This is a genomic window from Streptomyces sp. NBC_01750 (genome assembly GCF_035918095.1).
Taxonomy (GTDB): Bacteria; Actinomycetota; Actinomycetes; order Streptomycetales; family Streptomycetaceae; genus Streptomyces.
The window spans coordinates 26,095-44,199 of sequence record NZ_CP109137.1 but is presented as its reverse complement, the minus strand read 5'-3'; the positions used below and the strand labels follow the sequence as shown (position 1 = coordinate 44,199).

The 18,105-nt window shown below is 66.8% G+C and carries 14 protein-coding genes and 2 pseudogenes; 10 read left to right on the top strand and 6 right to left on the bottom strand.

The features are described from left to right. Positions 1–99 precede the first annotated feature (99 nt). The 3 genes from OG966_RS00185 (at position 100) to OG966_RS00175 (ending at position 3,448) form a co-directional block, all read left to right on the top strand. Positions 100–363: a helix-turn-helix transcriptional regulator gene (locus OG966_RS00185; protein WP_326647218.1), complete on the top strand. Its 264-nt coding sequence runs from the start codon at positions 100–102 to the stop codon at positions 361–363. A 159-nt stretch (positions 364–522) separates the two neighbouring features. Then, complete coding sequence (locus OG966_RS00180; RefSeq protein ID WP_326647217.1) at positions 523–1,383, top strand: DUF6083 domain-containing protein; 861 nt, start codon at positions 523–525, stop codon at positions 1,381–1,383. A 595-nt stretch (positions 1,384–1,978) separates the two neighbouring features. Continuing rightward, positions 1,979–3,448: a UvrD-helicase domain-containing protein gene (locus OG966_RS00175; RefSeq protein WP_326655026.1), complete on the top strand. Its 1,470-nt coding sequence runs from the start codon at positions 1,979–1,981 to the stop codon at positions 3,446–3,448. Between the two features lie 328 nt (positions 3,449–3,776). Here OG966_RS00175 and OG966_RS00170 read toward each other — a convergent pair whose 3' ends face one another. Next, positions 3,777–5,516 carry an AIPR family protein gene (locus OG966_RS00170; RefSeq protein WP_326647215.1) on the bottom strand — a complete coding sequence of 580 codons (1,740 nt, stop codon included), beginning with the start codon at positions 5,514–5,516 and terminating at the stop codon, positions 3,777–3,779. A 282-nt stretch (positions 5,517–5,798) separates the two neighbouring features. Here OG966_RS00170 and OG966_RS00165 point away from each other — a divergent pair, with 282 nt between their 5' ends. The 4 genes from OG966_RS00165 (at position 5,799) to OG966_RS00150 (ending at position 10,371) form a co-directional block, all read left to right on the top strand. Further along, the gene (locus OG966_RS00165; protein ID WP_326647213.1) at positions 5,799–6,143 is read left to right on the top strand and encodes a hypothetical protein; all 345 of its coding nucleotides are present in this window, start codon (positions 5,799–5,801) and stop codon (positions 6,141–6,143) included. Between the two features lie 552 nt (positions 6,144–6,695). Then, positions 6,696–8,066: a hypothetical protein gene (locus tag OG966_RS00160; RefSeq protein WP_326647211.1), complete on the top strand. Its 1,371-nt coding sequence runs from the start codon at positions 6,696–6,698 to the stop codon at positions 8,064–8,066. Further along, complete coding sequence (locus OG966_RS00155) at positions 8,060–9,625, top strand: CHAT domain-containing protein (RefSeq protein ID WP_326647210.1); 1,566 nt, start codon at positions 8,060–8,062, stop codon at positions 9,623–9,625. Before OG966_RS00160 ends, OG966_RS00155 begins: the two co-directional genes overlap by 7 nt. Continuing rightward, positions 9,622–10,371 carry a SecDF P1 head subdomain-containing protein gene (locus OG966_RS00150; protein WP_326647209.1) on the top strand — a complete coding sequence of 250 codons (750 nt, stop codon included), beginning with the start codon at positions 9,622–9,624 and terminating at the stop codon, positions 10,369–10,371. Before OG966_RS00155 ends, OG966_RS00150 begins: the two co-directional genes overlap by 4 nt. A gap of 3 nt (positions 10,372–10,374) precedes the next feature. On the opposite strand, the pseudogene OG966_RS00145 reads toward OG966_RS00150, so the two are convergent. Continuing rightward, positions 10,375–10,563: pseudogene (locus OG966_RS00145) on the bottom strand (hypothetical protein); the annotation flags it as partial. A 113-nt stretch (positions 10,564–10,676) separates the two neighbouring features. On the opposite strand from OG966_RS00145, the pseudogene OG966_RS00140 reads away from it, so the two are divergent. Beyond that, positions 10,677–11,763, top strand: a pseudogene (locus OG966_RS00140) (IS630 family transposase); the annotation flags it as partial. A gap of 125 nt (positions 11,764–11,888) precedes the next feature. Here the strand turns inward: OG966_RS00140 and OG966_RS00135 are convergent. The 4 genes from OG966_RS00135 to OG966_RS00120 form a co-directional block, all read right to left on the bottom strand. After that, entirely contained in the window at positions 11,889–13,010 is a 1,122-nt protein-coding gene (locus tag OG966_RS00135) for a serine hydrolase domain-containing protein (protein WP_326647208.1), read from the bottom strand. A 20-nt stretch (positions 13,011–13,030) separates the two neighbouring features. Next, entirely contained in the window at positions 13,031–14,212 is a 1,182-nt protein-coding gene (locus OG966_RS00130) for an MAB_1171c family putative transporter (RefSeq protein WP_326647207.1), read from the bottom strand. Then, positions 14,209–14,739: a toxin gene (locus OG966_RS00125; protein ID WP_326647206.1), complete on the bottom strand. Its 531-nt coding sequence runs from the start codon at positions 14,737–14,739 to the stop codon at positions 14,209–14,211. The genes OG966_RS00130 and OG966_RS00125 overlap by 4 nt, the downstream gene beginning before the upstream one ends. Positions 14,740–15,004: 265 nt before the next feature. Beyond that, positions 15,005–15,430: a helix-turn-helix domain-containing protein gene (locus OG966_RS00120; RefSeq protein WP_326647205.1), complete on the bottom strand. Its 426-nt coding sequence runs from the start codon at positions 15,428–15,430 to the stop codon at positions 15,005–15,007. Between the two features lie 240 nt (positions 15,431–15,670). Between OG966_RS00120 and OG966_RS00115 the strand changes: the two genes are divergently transcribed. Continuing rightward, positions 15,671–16,759 carry a ParB/RepB/Spo0J family partition protein gene (locus tag OG966_RS00115; RefSeq protein WP_326647204.1) on the top strand — a complete coding sequence of 363 codons (1,089 nt, stop codon included), beginning with the start codon at positions 15,671–15,673 and terminating at the stop codon, positions 16,757–16,759. Between the two features lie 311 nt (positions 16,760–17,070). Further along, positions 17,071–17,352 carry a thioesterase domain-containing protein gene (locus OG966_RS00110; RefSeq protein ID WP_326647203.1) on the top strand — a complete coding sequence of 94 codons (282 nt, stop codon included), beginning with the start codon at positions 17,071–17,073 and terminating at the stop codon, positions 17,350–17,352. Positions 17,353–18,105 lie beyond the last annotated feature (753 nt).

Sequence of the window (18,105 nt, the reverse complement as noted above, 5' to 3'; positions counted from 1 at the left end):
GTAGTGCAGACCTCTGCCCTGCCGCTGGCGCGGCCACCTGCGGAAATAGGGCAGAGGTCTGCACTGACAGGGCAGGGTTCTGCACCGTCGGATGGTAGAGTGACGATCTTCCCGCCCGACCCGAACCTCACCGCGCTGCGTCTGGAGCTGGCGCGGCTGAGGAGCGAGCGCGGCTGGACCTATGACGAACTGGCTAGCCGCAGCGGCCTGGCCAGGCGCACTCTCATCGAGATCGAGCAGGGCCGAACGATCGGATCCCTCAGGACCTGGCACGCCCTCGCCCATGCCCTGAACGTGCCCGTCGACCACCTCTTCGGCACCCTCTGCGACGGGCACGCGCCGCCCGCCGAAGCTGCCGATTAGCCCCGGCCCCACGGCTCTCGACGGATCACCCGATCCGGTCACCGGCATGGCGCACACGTGCGATGGATCGCGCACCAGTTCCCGAAGTCTGAGCCGATCGTGGGACGCTGGCGGCCCGGCCACCGTGTTGGCGGCGCGCCGCCTGTCACCTTCGCGGCCATGTGTTCCCTCACCATCCCGTCCGCCCGCCGCTGGGACGGCACCCCCACGACGCCCTGGCGCCTGCGTTCCCTGCGGGTTGCCGCGGACGGCCCCAGACGCCTGCTGCACACGGCCCAGCCCGGCTTGTGCCGGGACTGCGGCAATCGCATCGACTGGTACACCCAGACCCATGGGCGACCCGTCGGCCTGCACCCGCGCGAGCTCGACGCGGCGGTCGTCCCAGCCTCCTGCCGCTGGCACGTCGACTCCGGCATCGCTCACCCCGCGGGCGACGGCACCCGGTGGTGCCGTATCCCGCACCCCGTCCTGTGCCCCGCACGCGAGCCCACCGAGCCGCTGACGCCGCAACTGGCCGAACTGCGCCGTCGCCTCGCGCTGCACACCCGCCGCCTGCTCGACACCGGCGCCTACGCCCTGGCCCCGCCCACTGACTCGCCCGCATCAGAGCCGGTGTGCCGGCCGGCCCGGCCCGTGGTGCAGATCCTGTATGGCCGCTATCTCGCCGCCCGCCCAGTCGATGACATCCAGTGCGTCGCGCAGACCCGTCTGCGCCACCGCTGCCCCCACCGAATCCTTGCTCCGGACGCACCCGCAGGGGTCTGGAGGCTCATGCCCGCCACCGCCGCCCGCGGACAACTGGCCCTGTCCGCAGCCGACATGGCCGTCTACGACCTCACCCACGTGCCCTATGCGGAACAGCTGCGCTGGCGCACCCAGCGCTGCCCCTCCCACGCTGGCACCTCTGCCGCGCCCGACCTGACGCTCGCAGACTGGGAGGTCTTCGACCCGCTGTTCCACCACCAGCACATCCACGCCCGCCTCCCCGCCACCGCCCAAGGCCGCCGGGAACGGCCGTGAACGCAGCCTCCAGCCAGGGCACCTGGCCGGGTGAGGCGCTCTCCACCGGCAGGACAGCGCCCGTCCGACGCCGCCGTCCGCCACCGGCAGACGGAGTAGTCCTTGCATACGCCACGGAGGCGTGACCATGCCGCACCACGCTCTTGAGATCACCCTGACCCGGCCCGCCACGCAAGCTGAACTCGCCCGTGCCGTACGCATCATGCCGCTCGCCGCCAACTGTGACCGCACCCGTCTGATGACCGTGGCGAAGGCGAAGAACCCCGACCGGGCCCTGAGCCGCGCCCACCACCGCCTCAAGGAACTGCTGCCCCTCGACGTCCTCGCGACCCACTATCCGGCCCCCGATGGACACGTCCTTCTCACCATTGCCTTCAGCCCCGCGGCCGATGTCTTCAGGCCGCGCCGCCGACCAGATAGGCCAATCACCCCGCGTCTTCCTCCAGCAGAGCATCCACCGTGCCCTCACCCGTCACGCCGGCCAGGAAGCCAAGCGCCTCGACGACGCCCTGAAAGCCCTGCTGGCCCACACCACCCCAGCCCAGCTCCTAACGGCAGTTGGCCGTACCCTCACCCTCTCTGGAAAGCGACAGTGCTGAATCCGACCGATGAACAGGCCGCAGCCGTCGACGTCTTCCGCGCCGGCGAGCACCTGGCGCTCCAGGCAGGCGCCGGAACGGGCAAGACCAGCACCCTCGTCCTGCTCGCTTCTGCCACCCGGCGCCGCGGGCGTTACATCGCCTTCAACAAGGCCATCGCCAACGATGCCGCCGCCCGCTTCCCCGCCACCGTGACGTGCAAGACCGCCCACGCTCTCGCGTTCGCGGCGGTCGGTCACCGTTACGCCCGCCGCCTCAACGGCCCACGCCAGGCCGGCTGGAAGACCGGCATGGCCCTTGGCATCACCAAGACCGTCCGCATCGGCGAACGCGAGGTCACGCCCAAGGCCCTGTCCCACGCCGTCCTGCGCACGGTGACCCGCTTCTGCCACTCCGCCGACCGCACGCTCACCCGCCATCACGTCCCGCGCCTGCGCGGACTCGACGACAAAGACCTGCACACCCAACTAGCCCAGGTGGTCCTGCCGTTCGCCCAGAAGGCCTGGGTCGACCTCCAGCACCCCGACGACGGCGTCGTGCGCTTCGGCCACGACCACTACCTGAAGATCTGGGCCCTGGCGGACCCGAAGATCGACGCCGACTTCCTCCTCCTGGATGAAGCACAGGACACCAACCCCGTCCTCGAACACGTCTTCAACGCCCAACGCGCCCACGCCCAGCTCGTGATGGTCGGCGACTCGGCCCAGGCCATCTACGGATGGCGCGGCGCCCGCGACATCATGACCGGCTTCGACGGCCACGCCCTGTCCCTGTCGCAGTCCTTCCGCTTCGGTCCCCGTCTCGCCGACGAGGCCAACCGGTGGCTCACGATCGCCGATGCACCGATCCGTCTGACGGGCACCGACGCGATTTCCACCGAACTCGCCCCGGTTGATTGTCCCGATGCGGTGCTGTGCCGGACCAACATCGGAGCCATGACCGAAGTGATGGCACACCTCGGTGCGGGTTATCGCGTCGGGCTGGCCGGGGGAGGGGAGAGCCTGCGTTCCCTGGCCACCGCTGCCCGCGACCTCAAGGCAGGGCGCCGCACCTGGCACCCCGAGCTCCTCCTCTTCCCTTCCTGGGGTGAACTGCAGGACTACGCCGAACACGACCCCGCCGGACGTGACTTGAAGCCGCTCGTCGACCTCATCGACCAGCACGGCCCGGACGCCATCCTCGCCGCGGTCGACCAACTCACCCCCGAAGCGGACGCCGACATCACCGTCTCCACCGCCCACCGCGCCAAAGGCCGTGAATGGGTAACCGTCAAAATCGCCGACGACTTCACCCCGCCCAAGGACACCGACCAACAGGACGAGAACGGCAATGCCGTCCCTGGTCCGATTGATGAGGGTGAAGCGCGCCTCGCGTATGTCGCCGTCACCCGGACCCGCAGCCGCCTCGACCTCGGCGGCCTGTCCTGGATTCACGACCACCCCGAGGGGAACCCGCTACTGGGCTGAGTAGCCTGCCGGTAGCGGCAGCCTGGACGGTGCCTCCCGGCGGGAAGCCGGTGATGCCGGGCCCCTTGTCCCTCAAGGGGTCAGTCGACCTCCCCTATTGAGGTGTGGCGGCCGGTGCAGCCGTACGGACGACTCGCCGCGGCGGGACGACGGCCGGCAGTTGCGACCGCGTCAGCATGCTGGCCTGCGCCCCGCCGCGGGACCTTGGCGAACGCGATCGGCCGTATCAGCCGTGCTTTGTCGGTGCGTGGAGCCATGCCTGGAGCTTGCCGCCGCGGTATTCACCTCGGCGGCGGGGTCCTGCCGCCGTGGGCGCATCGACCTGGAGTTAGCGTTCGACGTGGTAACGGCTTTGAGCTATGACGGCTTGGCGGAGTTTGGTGGTGAAATCGGGGGTGCGTGCGATGCGGTCGACGCCGCCGGCTTTGCTGTGGCGCAGGGCGGTTTTGAAATTCTGCTCGAGGGTGCCGGTCATGCGGGTCATCAGGTCGCTGCTGAGGTGCTCGAGGTCGATGTTGAGCAGGTCCCGTGGGGTGGGCTGTCGCAGTCGTGTGAGCGTGTAGGCGGACATGGCTGCCAGGGGGTAGAGCCAGTTCTCCAGGGTTTCTCCCAGCAGCGGCCGGTCTTCGGCGTACTGGGTCAGGAAGGTACGCAGCCGGGTGTGGACGTCGAGGCAGAGACGGTAGACGTCCAGGTTGTGGCGGGGGGAGAAGATCTGGCTGTAGTGCTGGTCGTCGAGCAGGAGTGCCTCTGAGTGCCGCAGCGCGGTGTGTGACTCGCGCAGGACGAAGGCGGTGAACTCCCGTGCCAGGCGGGCCATGCTGACGACCCGGTCGAGGGGGAAGCCGAGGTTGCGGTAGTAGCTGGCGCGCCGCTCGTAGTAGTAGCCGCTGGAGTGGGTGAGGCTTTCCTCGATGTCCTTCTGGATGGACTCGGTCGCCCGCAGGGCGCCGGCCGGCAGCTGGGTCTGGCTATTGGTGGCCCGGATGATCCTGTCGCGTGCGGTGCCGGACTCGGGCGCTACGACGATCTTGACCAGGACTGACCGGTCACGGTGCTGGCCGCCTGCCTGGAAGTAGCTGTAGACCTCGTGGCTGGTCTGCAGCCCGTTGACGATCTGCGGGTCCTTGACGACGATCTTTTTGCCCGCGATCTGAGCCGCGTCGGCGACGACGGTTACCCCGTTGTTGAACCACCAGAAGTCCTCGCCCGTGCCCGACTTGAGGGTCTCGCCGATGGCGTTGTTCACCGCGGTGGAGCCTGCGTAGTCCCGCACATTCGACTCGAACAGCTCCAGCCGCAACGCCTCGTTGTCGGAGGTGATGAAGCGGTAGTACTCATCCAGACGCGCCAGGCAGACATACCCCTCGCCCAGCGAGGTGCTCGTCGGGGTCTCGGAGAACACCAGTTGCGCGACCGCCTTGGCGCCCCGGGCGGTCCGCTCGCGCAGGTCCGCAGCGTTGAGGTACTCGAGATCTGCCTTGGTGTCGGAAGTGATCTTCGCTAGTTCGCGTCGCAGCCGGTCGCCTTTGGACTTCACGTTCGGGTGGGGGCTCTCAGCAGCCTTGCTGGCATAGATCACCTTGACGCGGACCTGCGGGAACGAGGATGCCAGCTCCTCAAGGATATGCAGGAAGCGTCGTGTGCGGTCGAGGAGCTTGGCATTGGTGTGGGCCACCAACTCCTCCTCATCACGGCTCATGTCGAGGAGTGTCGGCAGATGGAAATGCAGCTTTTCGATCACCGTTTCCTGGTAGCCCGGGGAGGTCTTCGCCTGCAGGATGACCAATTCGATGGTGTTGGCCCGCGACGGCAGATACTGGTGGGCGTCCGCGGTGACATAACGATCGTCCACGAACGTCCATATACCGTCGATGCCGCAGTCGTGCGCCCCGTCCACGACGCCGTCCATGATCTCGTCGTTGTCGAGATCCCAGTCCTGCAGTGCCTTGTCGGCCGCGAAGAAGGTGAAGAAGTCATCCCGGCCCTTCTCGGGCGCCAGCCGCCGGTGCTGGTCATCGAGGATGCGATCGAGCAGCCGCTGGTCGTTGTTTTGCACGGACGTCATGCAACACCCCCACCTGGACGTCAGGAACCCCGACAAAATGCTGGCAGGCTGACGCGCAGGCGGCTACCCCCGTGCCCCGACGCGAACCGAACGTAGCAGAGCCTCTGGGTAGAGATTGACTGCGCGCATCGAGTGGCATCTCAACGTCACCTTCGCACTGGGACAGCTTCGCCCCAGGGCCAGAGGGGGTCTCGTCAGCAGTTCGCGGGTCAGAAACTGCGCTGAGCAGATTAGACCGGCCAGTTGGGCGTTCCCCACACCCCAAACGTCCAAGTCAGTCGCATGCTGGACCCGCGTGATCTCGCGGTCCACCCGAGCGAAAAGCCTCTCGAGCACCGGGCCGACGACGGCAGGCTGCGCAGCCTCCGTCCGCAGCCAGCTGAGGTTCAGGTCGTGGTCCTGCCGCCCGCGAGGGCCCTCGGCATCGCGGCCCATCAGGCGATCAACCAGGGTCTCGTCCGAATCGACGGCGCCACGTCCCAGCAGCGGGATGAACAGCGCGAAATCCAACTCCTCGACGCCTGCGACCCCAGCAAGGAACAGGTCCACGAGATAGTCAACGCCCGCCTGGAATCCAGATGTCCGCATCACCCACAGAGCGCTGTGCAGGAGGCGCTTCTCCAGTAGGTCCGCGTTAGTCACATACAGAAACCAGTTAGACACCATCGTGTCGGCGACGGTGCTCGGCGCAATCGACTCCGTGCTGGTGTATCCGGCTGGCACTGTGGCTTCGGTCCGCTCCTCAGGGTCGCAGCAAAAGGGGAGACGGGACCGGGCCGAGAAGGAGCCCCACTCGGTGTTCCAGCAGCTCCAGAAAGTTGACGCTGAGACCAACCCGCTGCGTGATGTACGCATGCAGGACGGCGGATTCCCGTGTCCTCGTTTTGCCCGGGGGTGCTGAGCAGAGCAGGGCGCCGAACCTCATCAGGTCTAGGTGTGTTGTACGGTCCATGGCGGGCGCAGCGGGCGGGGTGATCGACGGGGACCGGTCGGCCGCGTGGGCGGTGACCCCGGAGGTCATGGCTGCGCCGGAGAACCGCCGCTGGGTTCGGTCCTTCTTCCCGGGCTCTGCTGGGGCTACACCCCTACATCGCGCTGCGGAACGTCATCACCGCCTACCCGGAGCTCAAGCTCTTCTCGACCAACCTCGCTGAGACCCAGGCGCAGGAATCCGCGGCGGTGTTCAGGGACCGAGGCGACGCCGCCTCGGAGGCGTTCTGCTGGGCCCTCGGCATCGACTACATGATCGTGCGGAACAAACTGCCGTACGCCGAGCGGCTGGTGCGCGCGATGCGCGGTTCTCCGGAGGCCGCCCGACAGCCCGCCGCGCTCGCGGCGGAAGCCGCGCTGCTGCGTGCGGTGGGCGAGTCCGAGCGGGCACTGGCCAAGTTGCGGCGGGCGGCCACCGCCGCGGAGCGCGTGCCTGCGGCGCTGCGCGGGCTGATCGCCGAAGTGGCCCTGGAAGCGGCGGCGGACCCGGTCGCTCCGGACGGAGCGGGGCAGCGTACGGCCCTGGTGTGGCGGCAGGAGTACGGGGCGGTCTTCCTCGGTCTCGTCGTCGAGGCCCGCGCTCTGGCCGCGACCGACCCGGATCGGGCGCTGGCGCTGGTCTACCGGGTGTGCCGACTGCCGGACCGCGTCGCGCCGTTCGCCCGTGACGGCGACTCGGACGCCCACGCCCGTTCATACCAACAGGGTCGGACGGCCACGGGACTGGCGCTGATGCTGGCCGCCGAGATCCACGAGTCGCGCGGGCACCACGGCGCGGCGACCGGCGCGTACCTCGACGCACTGAGCGCGTTCAAGGCGGCCGTGGAGCGGACCTGGGCGGCCCGGTGCGTCGTGCTCGGCTTCCTCAACGCCGTCGAGGCCGGCTACGACGATCCGGATCAGGAGGAGATGGCCCTCGACATGATCCGGGTGAGCCTGCAGATGCTGGAGTCCGACCGCGGCGCTCTGCGCGGCGAGGAGCACCGCGCCGCCTGGCTGGCCGCACAACAGGAGCTCTACGCAAGGGTGTTTGCCTATGTGTCGACGGGGCCGCATACCCACCGCGGCAAGGCCGCCGAACTGGGCCTGTGGCTGCTGGAGTCCCTGCACCGCACGTTGACCGAGGCGCTGATCGGTGCGGAAGGCGGTCCGTGGCATCCGGTGGGGGACGCACAACTCCAGCGTCTGGCCCATCTGGAGGCGACCGCACGAGCACGTACGGCCGAGGACTTCGCCGCTGTCCAGGAGCGCATCGGCGCGTTCGGTGCCCGCACGCATCTCCTCGACCGTCTCGCTGCCGCCCGCCGGGGCGACGACACACCGCCGTCGCCGTCGACCGAGGCACCAGCCGCCACGGTCGAGGGCGCTGCCTGTACGGCCCGGGGGCCCGCCGCCACGGTCACGGACGGCCCGCACATCGGCTCGGACCATGCCGCCGCGGCCCAGGACGAGTCCGCGATCTCCGCCACCACCGACGTACAGGATCTGCTCGACCGGCTCGGCGACCGCGTCGCCCTGCTCTACCACTGCGACGTGACACGCGCGGTTGGTCCGTGCTGAGCGCGATCGTCTCCGCAGCACACGGAACCCGGCTCCACCGGACCCGGCTGGACGCCGTGGCGGGCGAGGAGATCTCGGACACGCTCACCTCGGCGGGCGCCCTCGATGCGCTGGCGGCGGCGGACGAGGCGCAGACGACGATGCTGTACTACACGCCGCTGGACGACCCGGTCTGGGCGGAGTTGAGCCAGGCACTGGTCCCCGCCGCGTGGTGGGACCTGCTGTGCCCCGAGGGCGAGGGGACCGCGCGCGAGGTGGTCGTCGTACCCGACGGACCGCTCTCCGCGCTGCCCTTCGCCGCACTGCCCGTCCGCGATCGGCGGCCCCTGTTGGAGTACGCGCTGATCACGCTCACCCCGGCACTCTCGATGCTCCGGCCGCCCTCCGCCCGCCCGACGGGCCAGCGCACAGCAGCCGGTCCGACGGTGGTCAGCCACATCGGCGTCGGCCTCCGGCCCGAAAGCACGGAGGCCGAGGCCGTGGCACTGGAGCGGATCGCCGCCTCGGCGACCGTACGGCGCACGGCGGATCGCGCGCAGTTGGACGCCGCCCTGTGCGCGGAGCCCGCACCGGATCTGGCGATCATCTCGGCACACGGCTCCTCCGGCGCGGCGGTGGACCGGTCGCTGTGGCTCGCCGACGGATCGACCCTCTCGGCTGCGAGCGCGGCGACGCTGCCCTGGCCGTCGACGGTCGTCCTGGGCTCCTGCTGGGTCAGCGGCATGATCGTCGACACGGGCAAGGAGCCATTCGGGTTCCCGCTCGCCTGCTTCCTCGGCGGAGCGGACACAGTGGTCGGCGGCGCGGCACCCGTACAGGACGAGATCGCCGGCTCAGACGTCCGCCGGCTCATTGCGTCGGTTCCGTACGGCCCCGCACCCCTGTCCGTACTCCGTGAGGTGGCCCTCGAACGCATTCGGGACGTGCCCCTCTCCGACCTCGACGCCGCCACGGCCACCGGGCTCATCACCTGGTCCACGGCCGGCCCTTCCTTGCGGACGAGATCCCGCCCGGCGTACGTGGAGTTCTGGGACGGAGACGGGCTCTCCATCGAACACGTCACCTCTCAGGGGCAGTTGTCGCTGGCGCTGCCCTCATCGGTACGGGCCCTGCTGGAATCGGCGACGGACACGTCCGCGGGACGACCGGTCGGCACGATGGACTTCGCCGTCTCGGCGTTCACCTCGGACCCCGCGAACTGGCAACCACTGCCCGGCCACCCGACAGCGGACGTACGCGACGAACCCCCCGAGGGGAGAAGCGACCGCCTGCTGCTCCTTGCCTCACCGGGACATCGGTCCCACGTGATCACTGCCGCGCTGGCCCGGGCTCTGCGCCGCGCCGCGCGACTCGCCGAGGGAACCCACCGGACGACCCCGCTTCACGTGATCACCGCAGCCCTGCTCGACGACGAGAGTACGACAGCGTGGTGGACACGTACAACTGGCCCGTCGCCCTCTTGGTCGGACTGCTCATCGTCGGCGTGCCCGCACTTCTCGGGGCACCTTACGCACCCGTGTCACCGGCCACGCGCGTGGATCCAACCACGGTCACCGTGACCTTCGCGCCAACCGACGACACACGCTCGGTCGATCTCGACCAGGCGACAGCCCAACTTCGCCACCGCGCTGCCCAGTCCGGCATCACGGGAGCCGAGTTCACCGGCAGGGCCGGCACGATCACGGCCACCGCGCCTGTCACATACCGCGAACGTCTCGTGGCGCTCGCCGAGGGCGAGTCCGGCGTGGAGATCCGACCGGTCCTTGAGCTGCGAGCCGCTATGCCAGACACCCGGCCCCAATTCGGAAACGAGAGCATGGCCTCGCCGCAGGTGGTACCCGACCCCGTTGCCGCAGAGCTGGAACGACGGTTCGAGGCAACCGAGTGCCCCTCGGACACCGCCCAGACCGAGGAAGCCGTCCCCTCCGACCCTGTGGTCCTGTGCGATGCCCGCGACCCGATCACGTATCTGCTGGGCACCGTGGCCCTCACAGGCGACGACGTGACAGAAGCCGCACCTTCCTACGCCACCGACCAAGGCTGGCGCGTCCTCGTGTCTTTCAACACCGGTGGCCGCAAGAAGTTCGCCCAGCTGACGGCCCAACTCGCCACGTCCGCGCCACCGCAGAACCAGCTGGCGATCACGGCGGGAGGCCGAGTGGTGTGGGCGCCTTCGGTGAACCAGACCCTGACCGATGGAACGATAGAGATCCACGGCGCCTTCGACGAGCGGCAAGCCCCCGATCTCGCCAAGGAGTTGGCTGGCCGGCCGCTGTACCGGGTGGTGGAGGTGACCAGCCGCTGACCGTTATCCTTTTCCATCCTCAGTCTGAGCTGTTCGATGGAGGGTGAGGACAGCTTGGACGAGGGTCGTGATCCGGGTCGTCGAGCAGCGGAGCTTGCGCAGGTGCCGCCAGGACTTGAGGGTGGCGATGGCTTGTTCGACCAGTGCCCGGACGTGTGCGTGCCCGTTGACGGCCTGCTGACCGGCGGCGAGGCAGTGCGCCGGCTCGCGCTGAGTGAGAACGTCCGCAGCAAGGGACTGCGTGAGCTCGTGGCCGCCGGTCGCGTGACCATCCGAAATGGCGTCGGGCTTTCGGCGCGGAGCGGATGGCTGGGCTTGAGGACGCCGGCTGGATTGGCCGGCCGAAGGCCGACCTGGTCGTGGACGAGGCCGAGCGGCGGCAGCTGATGCAGTGGGCACGGCGGGCCAAGACCGCTCAGTTCCTCGCGTTGCGAGCCAAGATCGTGCTGCGCTGCGCGGAGGGCGGGACGAACCAGTAGGCTGCCGCCGACCTCGGCATCGACAGGTCGACCGTGGACCGCTGGCGCGCCCGGTTCATCGCGAAACGCCTCGACGGTCTGCATGACGCCCCGCTCGGGCCGGCCGCCCTCGATCCTCCTCGACCAGGTCGAGGAGGTCATCGTGGCCACCCTGGAGTCGTCCGCGGGCAGGGACACGCACTGGTCACGGGCCTCGATGGCTCAGCGCACCGGCCTGTCGAAGTCGACTATCGGCCGGATCTGGAAGAAATTCGACCTCAAGCCCCATCTGCAGGACTCCTTCAAGCTGTCCACCGATCCGCAGTTCGTCGCGAAGGTCGTCGATGTGGTGGGTCTGTACCACCACCCGCCCGAGAAGGCGGTCGTGCTCTGCGTGGACGAGAAGTCCCAGATCCAGGCGCGGGACCGCTCACAGCCGGTCTTGCCGATGATGCCGGGCATGCCCGAACGCCGGACCCACGACTACTACCGGCACGGCATCACCAGCCTGTTCGCCGCCTTCAACATCGCTGACGGCACCGTCATATCTCAACTCCACCGCCGCCACCGTGCGATTGAGTTCAAGTAGTTCCTGGTCCGAATCGACAAGGCGGTGCCCGCCGGGCTCGACGTCCACCTCGTCTGCGACAACTACGCCACCCACAACACCGCCGAGGTCAAGACGTGGCTAAGCAAGCACCCGCGCTTCCACGTCCACTTCGCCCCGACCGGCTCCTCCTGGATGAACCAGGTCGAGCGGTGGTTCGGCCTGCTGACCGACAAGCTCATCCGCCGCGGCGTCCACAGGTCCGTGAAGGCCCTGGAACACGACATCACCGCGTGGATCGACACATGGAGCGAGAACCCGCGGCCCTTCAGCTGGACCAAGACCTCAGACGAGATCCTCAACTCCCTCGCCGACTACCTCACCAAGGTCGGAACCGCCAGCCAGAAAACCGAGCCGGGCGCCTCGAGCCCCGCGGGCGGCGGCCCTGTGACAGCGGGCCCCGCGCCGTGCTTTCTATCAGCGGTGCGCGAATGGACCGACAGGGCTTTCGCTCAGCGTGTCAGTGCCTCGTAGGCGGTTTGGAGGAGCTTGTGGCTGCGCGGGTCGGTGAGGCCGAGATGGGTCATCTGGTTCATCACGTAGGCGATGGTCATGCGCGTGTCGAGGTCATTGACGACCAATGATCCGCCCCTTCCGCCCCAGTAGCAGGTGTGGAGGTTGGGTGTGCCGACCGGTGCGTCGTCGGCGTTCAGGGCGTAGCCCATGCCGAAGCGCAGAGGGATGCCGAGTACGAGATCGATGCCGTGGGACTGCTCGTCGAACACCATGCGGCAGGTAGCTTCGGACAGAAGGCGCGCTGAGGGCGTTTGGCCTCCGGATGCCAGTACCGATTGGATGGCGGCCACAGATCGCGCGTTTCCGTAGCCCGCCGCGGCAGGGATCTCGGCGCGGCGCCACTGGGCGCTCCAGGTATCCTGAGCGGTCACGTAGGCGCCGACCGGAATGGTCACCCGTGGGTTGGCTGCGGGTGCGGGGCCGGGTGCGGGGATGACATCGGAGACACGGAGGTCGTGTTCGGCTGGGAGGCCGATGTGGAAGTCGGCGTCGAGTGGGGCAGCAATGTGGTCGGCGAAGAACCTGCCGATTGACTGCTGGCATATGCGGCGGATGACCTCGCCGATCAGAAAGCCGTGGGTGAACCTGTGGTAGCCAGAAGCCGCGCCAGGTTCCCAGCGGGGCGACTGGCGGGCCAGTAGGGTGGTGGCCTTCTCCCAATCGCACAGGTCGTCGAGGTTCATTGGCTGGTCCCAGTCGGGGAGACCAGCGGTGTGGCCGAGCAGGTGCCGGATCTCGATGCGGTCTTTTCCTGCGGTACCGAACTCCGGCCAGTATTTTGCGACCGGTGCGGTCAGGTCGAGTTCGTCGCGGTCGGCGAGGACGAGAGCACACAGCGCGGTCATCGTCTTCGTAGTGGACCACACGTTGGTGATGGTGTCGCGCTGCCATGGTTGGGTACATTCCTGGTCGGTGTGGCCTCCCCACAGGTCGACGACGGGTTCGCCGTCTAGGTAGATCGCCACCGAGGCACCGACATCCGCTCCGCTGCGCAGGGAGTCGGCGAACGCCTCCCGTACTGCGCTGAACTGGTGGCTACAGTTGCCTTGAATTTCCATGTCGAACGATGTCTCCGATCTCAGTGCGTCGCTATCAGGCGGTTAAGGCGGGCGGCGAGTTCGCGGATCTGAGGTGAAGTGTCTGCCTTGGCGACTTTGCGTAGGAATTCGATCTCGCCAGGCAGGTCTGCACCTCCGAGGACCGGGACGGTCAGATCACCGCGCAGCAGGGGCGCTCCGCCTGCCTTTGCGTGTCGCGCTATGCGCAACCAGCAGGCGGTCACGCGGGGATCGACCTCGGCGGGTGGGGGTGAGTCTTCGTGTTCAAGCTGTGCCCGAACGTCATCCAGTACTGCCTGGGGGACATAGGCACGCAGATCGAGGACGGCGTCACGGATCTCGATCACTGTCCGGTAGAGGAGCAAGTCCAGCGGGTCAGAGCACCGCAGGAAACCAAGGCTGCGTTGTTGAGTCTGCGCCAGGCGGACGTCGGGCACCGCGTCGACCAGGTCACGCCACAGCGGCCAGAGCTGCCACAAGATCCGCATGCGTCTGAGCGCCAGCGCCGCCGCAGTCCCGAGAGGGACGCAGATCGCGCTCGCTCTTGAGAAGGCATAACAACCCAGCAGAAGTGGAGTGATAGATGGGAACCACGAGTATCGCATCCCGATATATGTGGCGCTGAGTAGCCAGTACGCCCCGGCGAAGACAGCACCGAGGCCGAAGAGCCGCAGTCCGACACGTAGGGCGAGGTCTAAACTCGCACGGCTGTACCACCAGCAGGCGGTTGCGCACACCAAGTTCGTGCTGAGGTTGACCGTGATAAGGACCACCCAGTATGTCGTGGAAGGGGTGGGATCACCAACGGAGGGAACCGTGTGTGACAGGTGCGGTTCTGCGGCTAGATCTAGCCAGGCGAGCGCGGTCATCACGAGCCCGGCTAAACCGTACAGCAGGTATGTGTGACGGCCGCGAACCGCCAGGAACACGAAGTCCAGTACGGCGGCAGAGGTGAGAACGCCGAACAGGTTTCGTGCCAACGCGGTCAGATGGGTGGGCCCGGTGGCTTGGTACACGAGGTCGTTGACCCATTGCAGATGGAGAGTCAACGCAGCTGCGGCGCCCAGGACCGCTAGCCACAGGGGCCGTTGCTCGCTTGAACGCATGACGGTCGGAGCACGTAGCACCACTGCCAACCACAGAGAGGCGACGCCAGCCGTCTCCAAGCCAATCCCGAAACTCAGTAATTCGCTGATCGTCACAGTCGACGTCCCCTTTGGGTGATTCCCAGTGCCTCGCTGAGTGCCCCCAGCGCGGGAGTTGGGGGCACAGCGATGCCGTCATTCTGTGTGGCGAGGATCAGACTTGCCATCATCTCCGCTTCTTGTTCCTGGGCATCAGAATAGTTTGAACGCTGCAGCATATTTCGGACTAGCTCTGGATTCAGATCCGGAAACACCAATCGGGCGGTCGCGTCGTCCAGGGATGAGCTGCTGCGATGTTCGCAGACTATGTGAGCCAGCTCGTGCACGATGATGTGGTCCTGGTGAGGTCGCGTAGTCTTGGCTTCGAATATGACGAGGTCGGCCGCGTCCGAGGCGATCCAAAGACCGCACGGCTGGGCGGCCCGCATGGCAATGGGAATCAGATGGAGAGGTCGGCCGCGCCGCTCGCTTAGACGAGCGCACAACCCGGCGATGTCGCACGACATGGGGAGCATCAACGCAGCCAGACGGGCCTCACAACTGCGGCGTAGGTGTGCAAGGCTGCGGCGCTGGCTGTATCTCATTTCCGGCGGCACTGGACGCGACCTCTCAGCGAAGAAGACCACCGACCGTACGAGTGTGGAGACGTTAAGTCTTCTACCTCAGCCTTGGTGTCTACACTCGGACGATTTCGACTCCGGCAACACCAGCCGTGGTGGTTCCTGCCGCCGGGCACAGCAGGCCCGGCAGGGTTAAGTCGGCGAGGAACTCTTCTGCTGTGCACCGTAAGAGCCTGAGAACCACTTGCGGCGGTGCGGGCCGGATGCGGCTCGGAAAAGGCACGCATCGTCACTCCTCGACAGGGGGGAGTCCATGCAGCTTCCTCACCTGATCAAGCATGGCTGTAATGGCCTCAAGGCTGTCCTGCTGCAAGCCCACAGCTCGTAGGGCGACCCCGCGGACGCCTGCCTGGCTCAGCACCTCCAGCCCCGCGAGCTGAGCGTTGACTCGCTCTGCATGGTCGGGGTCCACGAAATAGGCCGGCGAGACGCCGAAGAACTCTGCAAGTGCTGCCAGTAGTTCTTGAGAGGGGTGTGCACGAGAGCCGTTCCGCAGTGCTGACAGGTAGGCGCCACTAACGCGTATGTGAGGAAACTTCTCCTTGATCTTGTCAGCAACCTCGTTGTTAGTCCACCGCCGTCCCTCAGGGCGGCTCCTGGAGAACAGGCCGTCCAGTCGCTCGGCAAGCGTCGACTCCTCTGGCGCGCCAGTCATGCGTCCTCCTGTGGCTGAATATGCACCATCTACCCCTGTGCGACGGACAGTTGAAGTCTACTGCGGCGCCTCGTCTACTGGTTGACGAGGCGCCGTGGGCATGGAAGCATCTGCGGATCAACCGGTAGATTATTTGAATCTCAACTTTCATCTAACGGTTGACCGCCGGTTTGTGGCGTGGGTTGAGCAGTTGTTCTTCGGTTGTTGCTGATCTGAGTCAAGTGCTTCGTGGGCCACTCCATGTACGTGTTCGTGTCGATGGCCCGGCAGGAAGGATGCGTGATGATGGAAGGCATACCCCTGGAGCCTTCGCCTAAGAGTGATTTAGCAGAGTCGAGTGTCGAGCGCGTCTCTATCGCTTCACTGGTAACGGCAGATTCTCCCCGTTTGGCGGGTGAGGATATGGAGCATGGTCGCATGCTTGCCCAGTCCGAAGAAGTATTGCCTCCAATTATTGTCCACCGCCCGTCGATGAGAGTCATCGACGGAATGCATCGGCTGCACGCCGCGACTTTGCGGGGCCGGGATGTAATTGAGGTCAAGTTCTTTGATGGAAGCGTACGGGACGCATTTGTTCTTGCTGTGAAGTCCAACATGCAGCATGGTTTGCCGCTGACGCTATCGGATCGCACAGCGGCGGCACTACGCATCGTCAAGACACATCCGGAATGGTCTGATCGTGCGGTGGCCGCAGCGACCGGGTTGGCGGCGAAGACCGTCGCTGCCATTCGTCGGCGGTCGGCAACCGGGGAAGTTCCCCAGTTGCACTCCCGGATCGGGAGGGACAGCAAGGCCCGCCCGGTCAACAGTACGGAGGGCCGCAGGTTGGCGAGCGCTCTGATCGCGAAGAACCCTGATGCCTCACTGCGGGAGATCGCCACCGCGGCCGGCGTGTCACCGGGCACCGTGCGGGATGTGCGTCAGCGCCTGCAGCGCAACGAGGACCCGGTCCCTCCCCGTCAGCGCAGGGCCGAGCTGAATGCCGCGCAGGGAAGCCACATCGCGATGGACAGCGGTGCCGGAGCTGCCGTCGGGATGCTGAACCGGGAGACGGCCAGGCAAGCGCTCATGCGGGATCCGCAGCTTCGTATGTCTGCCGAGGGCCGGCTCTTGCTGCGCCTGTTCGGCATGCACATCGCCGACACCGGGCAGCGGCAGCGGCTCATCAACTGGCTTCCCAGCCGTTGGCGGTGCGCTGTCGCGGAGCTGGCCTATTCCTGTTCGCGGGACTGGTACCAACTCGCAAAACAGTTGGAGGCGTGCGACGAGCAGGCGACGGCGAGCATGTCTTGGGCCAGCCGGCTGGCTCGACCACATCCACCAGAGTGACCGGCAGCGCTGCGGCTGACGGCCTGTTCTAGCCCTACACAAGGAGGTGTACGCGTGAGTGAACGCTGGGTGCTGGAGCACACCGCGTCGGAGGGACCGGTTCAGGCTGTCGTTTACACCATCCCCAGCTCGGGTTCAGGGGCAGCTTCCCACCGTGACCTGGCACGTGGCTCGCCGCCGAGTCTCAGTCTGCTCACTGTGCGACTGCCAGGCCGGGAGAGCAGGTTCTCGGAGCCGCTGCGGCGCGACATGTCGTCTGTGGTCGCCGAGTGCACGGAGAATATCCGCGCCACGCGCGAGGGCATGGCGAGTTGTTCATTCTGCTGGGGGACTGTTCCGGAGCATTCGTCGCCTACGAGGTGGCGCGGAGACTGGAGCAGGAGGGACTCGCATTATGCGGGCTCGCCGTTCTCAGGCAGGTGGCCCCCAGTGCATGGGGCACGTCGTCGCCCATGGCCCATTTGCCGAGCGATCATTTCCTGAAGGCGCTGCTCAAGGCCGGGATCGTCTCCTCCGAAGTCGCAGCCGACAACAACAAGTTCTCGTTCTTCGAGCCCGTGCTACGGGCCGACCTGAGGTTTGGCGGGGTCTGAGGAGAGGAACCTCCAGGCGATGGCGATCAGGAAACATTTGCGCCCCAACGGATTTTGCGGCCATGAGTCGCCATACCCTCCGACTCGTCGCATCGCCTGTGAGGGCATACGACATGTTGTCGCCCGGCAGAGATGCTCGAGTCAGCCCGCTCGGCAGATTAGACAGGCGTGCAAGAAGCCCTCCTGGGTCGACTGCCACGGCCTGCTGACGCCGGCACCAACAAGTCGGCAGGCCCGTCGTCTCAGTCCCGGGCAGTGTCAGCCCCCACCTGGCTGCTGGGTACGCCAGTTCATCAAACCGGGGGCTGCGTCTGCCTTTTGCCAGCCTCCTGGCCCTAGCGCCTGATCTCACAAGGGGGAAGTTGAAATGCTTTACTCTGACGTCCATTGGTTACAGATCGCTTCGCATGAGCAAGTCGATGGGGAAACTGTTCCCCTCACCTCGCTCGTCGCGGGTGACACGCTTCGGATAAAGGGCACGAACGAGGGCCATGTCCGTGTTCTGGTGGAGATTGAGGGCCCGTTACCGCCTATCCTCGTGCACCGTCACACGCTCCGCGTAATCGACGGTAGGCACCGGCTGTTGGCAGCCAAGTTGCAGGGGCGAGAGACGATCGCCGTTCGGTTCTTCGAGGGGGACGAGGAGGAAGCGTTCGTCGCAGCAGTACAAGCCAACGCCACGCACGGTCTGCCACTGACCTTGGCAGACCGCAGAACCGCAGCCGCCCGCATCGTGCGGACGCACGCAGATTG